The sequence below is a fragment of the Streptomyces sp. SID5785 genome, from assembly GCF_009870065.1.
GTDB lineage: Bacteria > Actinomycetota > Actinomycetes > Streptomycetales > Streptomycetaceae > Streptomyces.
The window spans coordinates 1-2,876 of sequence record NZ_WWIA01000993.1 but is presented as its reverse complement, the minus strand read 5'-3'; the positions used below and the strand labels follow the sequence as shown (position 1 = coordinate 2,876).

The following is a 2,876-nucleotide window of genomic DNA, read 5'->3' as shown; positions in this document are numbered from 1 at the left end:
CCAGGCGGCGTGCGGAGGGGGAGCTGCGGACCCTGGTGCGCAGGGCCCAGGCGGCCGGTGCGCTGCGGGCCGACTTCGAGCCCTCGGACCTCGGGGTGGTGCTCATGGCGCACTGCGGCCTGGTCGCCGCGCTGCCGGACGACGCGGCCGCGTCCCGCCGCCTGGTGGCGTACCTGCTCGACTCGTTCCGCGCCGACGCCGCCCACGGCGCCCTGCCGCCGGCCGCGCCGCTCGCGCTGGGCAGCCTCCCCCTGGTGCCGGACGCTCCGCGGGGGCGCCGTGCATCCCGCCCTACGGCCTGACGGGGTGTTTGCTGAGGATCGAGACGCGGTTGAAGGCGTTGATGGCGACGGCCACCCACACGACGGCGGAGATCTCGTCGTCCGTGAAGACGCGGCGGGCCCCGGCGTACGCGGCGTCCTGCGCGCCCGCGTCGGCCGGTGACGTGGTCGCCTCGGCGAGGGCCAGCGCGGCACGCTCCCGGTCGGTGAACAGCTCGGTGTCGCGCCACGCGGCCAGCACGCCGAGCCGCTGGGCCGTCTCCCCGGCGCGCAGTGCGGCGCGGGTGTGCACGTGGAGGCAGTACGCACAGCCGTTGATCTGCGACACCCGCAGATTGACCAGCTCGACGAGGACGCGGTCGACCCCCGCGTCCGCCGCGGTGGCGCGCACGGCCTCCGCGGTCTGGAGCAGCGCGTGGTACGCCTTCGGGCTCTGCTTGTCCACGAAGACGCGGGCGTCGCCGGGGCCGGCTGCGGTGTCGCTCAAGGTGCGCTCCTGCGGGGTGAGTCGGGGCCCTCCGGGGTGGGTGGCACCGGCGGGGGACGCGTCGTATGATCAAGCATAATAGTTGAACGTAAAACTAGCCATGGATCCTCACGGGAAGTGGAAGGGGCGAGCATGAGCGTCGCCGACCCCGCAGGCGCGGAACACGCCGCGCCGCGGGCCGAGATCGTCACCGCGCGGGAGGTGCCGCTCGGCGGCCCCCGCGCCATGCGCGTCCGCCGGACGCTGCCGCAGCGGGCCAGAACCCTGATCGGCGCCTGGTGCTTCGTCGACCACTACGGTCCCGACGACGTCGCCGCCGCGGGCGGGATGGACGTCGCCCCGCACCCGCACACCGGACTCCAGACCGTGAGCTGGCTCTTCAGCGGGGAGATCGAACACCGGGACACGCTCGGCACCCACGCCCTGGTCCGCCCCGGCGAGCTGAACCTGATGACGAGCGGTCACGGCATCGCCCACAGCGAGGTGTCCACCCCCGCGACCACCGTGCTGCACGGCGTCCAGCTGTGGGTGGCCCTGCCCGACCGGGACCGGCACACGGCCCGCGGATTCCGGCACCACGTCCCCGAGCACGTCCGGATCGACGGCGCCGGACTGCGCGTCTTCCTGGGCTCGCTCGCCGGAGCCACCTCGCCGGTCCCCACGTACACCCCGCTGCTCGGTGCCGAACTCGTGCTTGATCCGCACGCCCGCCTCGCCCTCGACGTCGATCCCGGCTTCGAGCACGGGCTCCTCGTCGACGAGGGAGCCGTCACCTTCGCCGGAACGCAGCTGAAACGCGCCGAGTTGGGCTACCTCGCCCCCGGCGCCGCCACGCTGGCCCTCACCAACGACACGGACGCGCCCGCCCGCGTCGTCCTGCTGGGCGGCCCGCCGTTCGGCGAGGAGATCGTCATGTGGTGGAACTTCGTCGGCCGCACCCACGAGGACATCGCCGAGGCCCGCGCCGCGTGGGAGGCGGCCTCCGACCGCTTCGGCCACGTCGAGGGCTACCCCGGCGAGCGGCTCCCCGCGCCGGCCCTGCCCCACGCCACCCTCACGCCCCGCAAGAACCCGCCCACCCCAAGCCTCTGAGAGGAGCCCGGTCATGACCGAGCCCGCCGCCACCCCCGTCGTCCGGCGCGTCGACGCCCGGCACCGCTACACCGTCGAGGTCGACGGAGAGCCGGCCGGCTTCACCGCCTACCGCGATCGCGACGACCGCAGGGTCTTCTTCCACACCGAGATCGACGACGCCTTCGCCGGCCGGGGCCTCGCCGCCGTGCTCGTCCGCGAGGCCCTCGACGACGTCCGCGCCGCCGGTCTGCGCATCGTCCCCGTGTGCCCGTACGTCGCGAAGTTCCTGAAGAAGCACGAGGAGTACGCCGACATCACGGACCCGGTGACCCCGCAGACACTGGAGTGGCTGGACGGACAGCTGAAGCGCTGAGCCCGCGCCGCGTCCCGCGCCCGCGACATGACCCGCCGGACAGGCCCTAGAGCCGCCGGGCGGGACGCCGCGACGGCGCTGCCGAACTCTCCGACGGCGCGGGACGCTTCGCACCCGGCGTGGTGTCCTGCGGGAACGTCAGCTGCCGGCCCATCCACTCCATCGCCGGCGAGATCTCCCGCAGCCAGGTCGTGAAGTGGTGGCTGCCCTGCGGCAGGATGATCCGTGCCGACGTCATCGGCGGTCGCACCGCGCGCAGGAACGACATCGTCGCGCCGTAGTCCTTCTCGCCCTGCCGGCTGCTCGCGACCAGCACCGAGACGCGCGGCACGGGGAGGTGGCCGAGCCGCCAGACCAGGTCGTGGCTGCGGCGCCGTTGTGCGGCCTGCGGCCCGCTGCCGAACAGTGAACCCGTCGTCAGATCGTCGTGCACGGCGTAGTCGGCGGACAGTGCGGCCGCCGAGGTGTAGGTCCGCGGGTTGCGCAGCGCCAGCTGGAGCGCGCAGGACCCGCCGGACGAGTAGCCGAGCGCTCCCCACGCGCTGGGGTCGTGACCGACCCGGTACGCCGACCTCAGCGCCTGCGGCAGGTCCTTCGTGAAGAACGTCTCGGCCTTCGGGCCGCCCGGCACGTCCACGCACTCCGTGTCGCGCGGCGGCGC

Annotated in this window: 4 protein-coding genes and 1 pseudogene; 3 read left to right on the top strand and 2 right to left on the bottom strand. The window is 74.1% G+C overall.

Translation table 11 applies throughout. The features are described 5' to 3' along the window. A pseudogene (locus tag GTW43_RS32405) lies at positions 1-302 on the top strand (TetR family transcriptional regulator); the annotation flags it as partial. On the opposite strand, the gene GTW43_RS32400 reads toward GTW43_RS32405, so the two are convergent. Then, positions 292-768, bottom strand: coding sequence for a carboxymuconolactone decarboxylase family protein (locus GTW43_RS32400; protein WP_161305542.1), 477 nt, complete (start codon positions 766-768; stop codon positions 292-294). The pseudogene GTW43_RS32405 and the gene GTW43_RS32400 overlap by 11 nt on opposite strands. A 132-nt stretch (positions 769-900) precedes the next feature. Between GTW43_RS32400 and GTW43_RS32395 the strand changes: the two genes are divergently transcribed. Together GTW43_RS32395 and GTW43_RS32390 are read left to right on the top strand one after the other, a co-directional pair. Beyond that, the gene (locus GTW43_RS32395; protein WP_161305541.1) at positions 901-1,860 is read left to right on the top strand and encodes a pirin family protein; all 960 of its coding nucleotides are present in this window, start codon (positions 901-903) and stop codon (positions 1,858-1,860) included. Positions 1,861-1,873: 13 nt separating this feature from the next. Next, positions 1,874-2,215, top strand: a complete 342-nt coding sequence (locus GTW43_RS32390) for a GNAT family N-acetyltransferase (RefSeq protein WP_161305540.1) — start codon at positions 1,874-1,876, stop codon at positions 2,213-2,215. 46 nt (positions 2,216-2,261) lie between these two features. Here the strand turns inward: GTW43_RS32390 and GTW43_RS32385 are convergent. Beyond that, positions 2,262-2,876, bottom strand: a 615-nt coding sequence (locus GTW43_RS32385) for an alpha/beta hydrolase-fold protein (RefSeq protein ID WP_237536928.1), incomplete at its 5' end; no start/stop codon positions are given.

Excerpts from the sequence above, each read along its gene's own strand:
- GTW43_RS32395 (WP_161305541.1), top strand. The coding sequence starts at position 901 with ATGAGCGTCGCCGACCCCGCAGGCGCGGAACACGCCGCGCCGCGGGCC.
- GTW43_RS32390 (WP_161305540.1), top strand. The coding sequence starts at position 1,874 with ATGACCGAGCCCGCCGCCACCCCCGTCGTCCGGCGCGTCGACGCCCGG.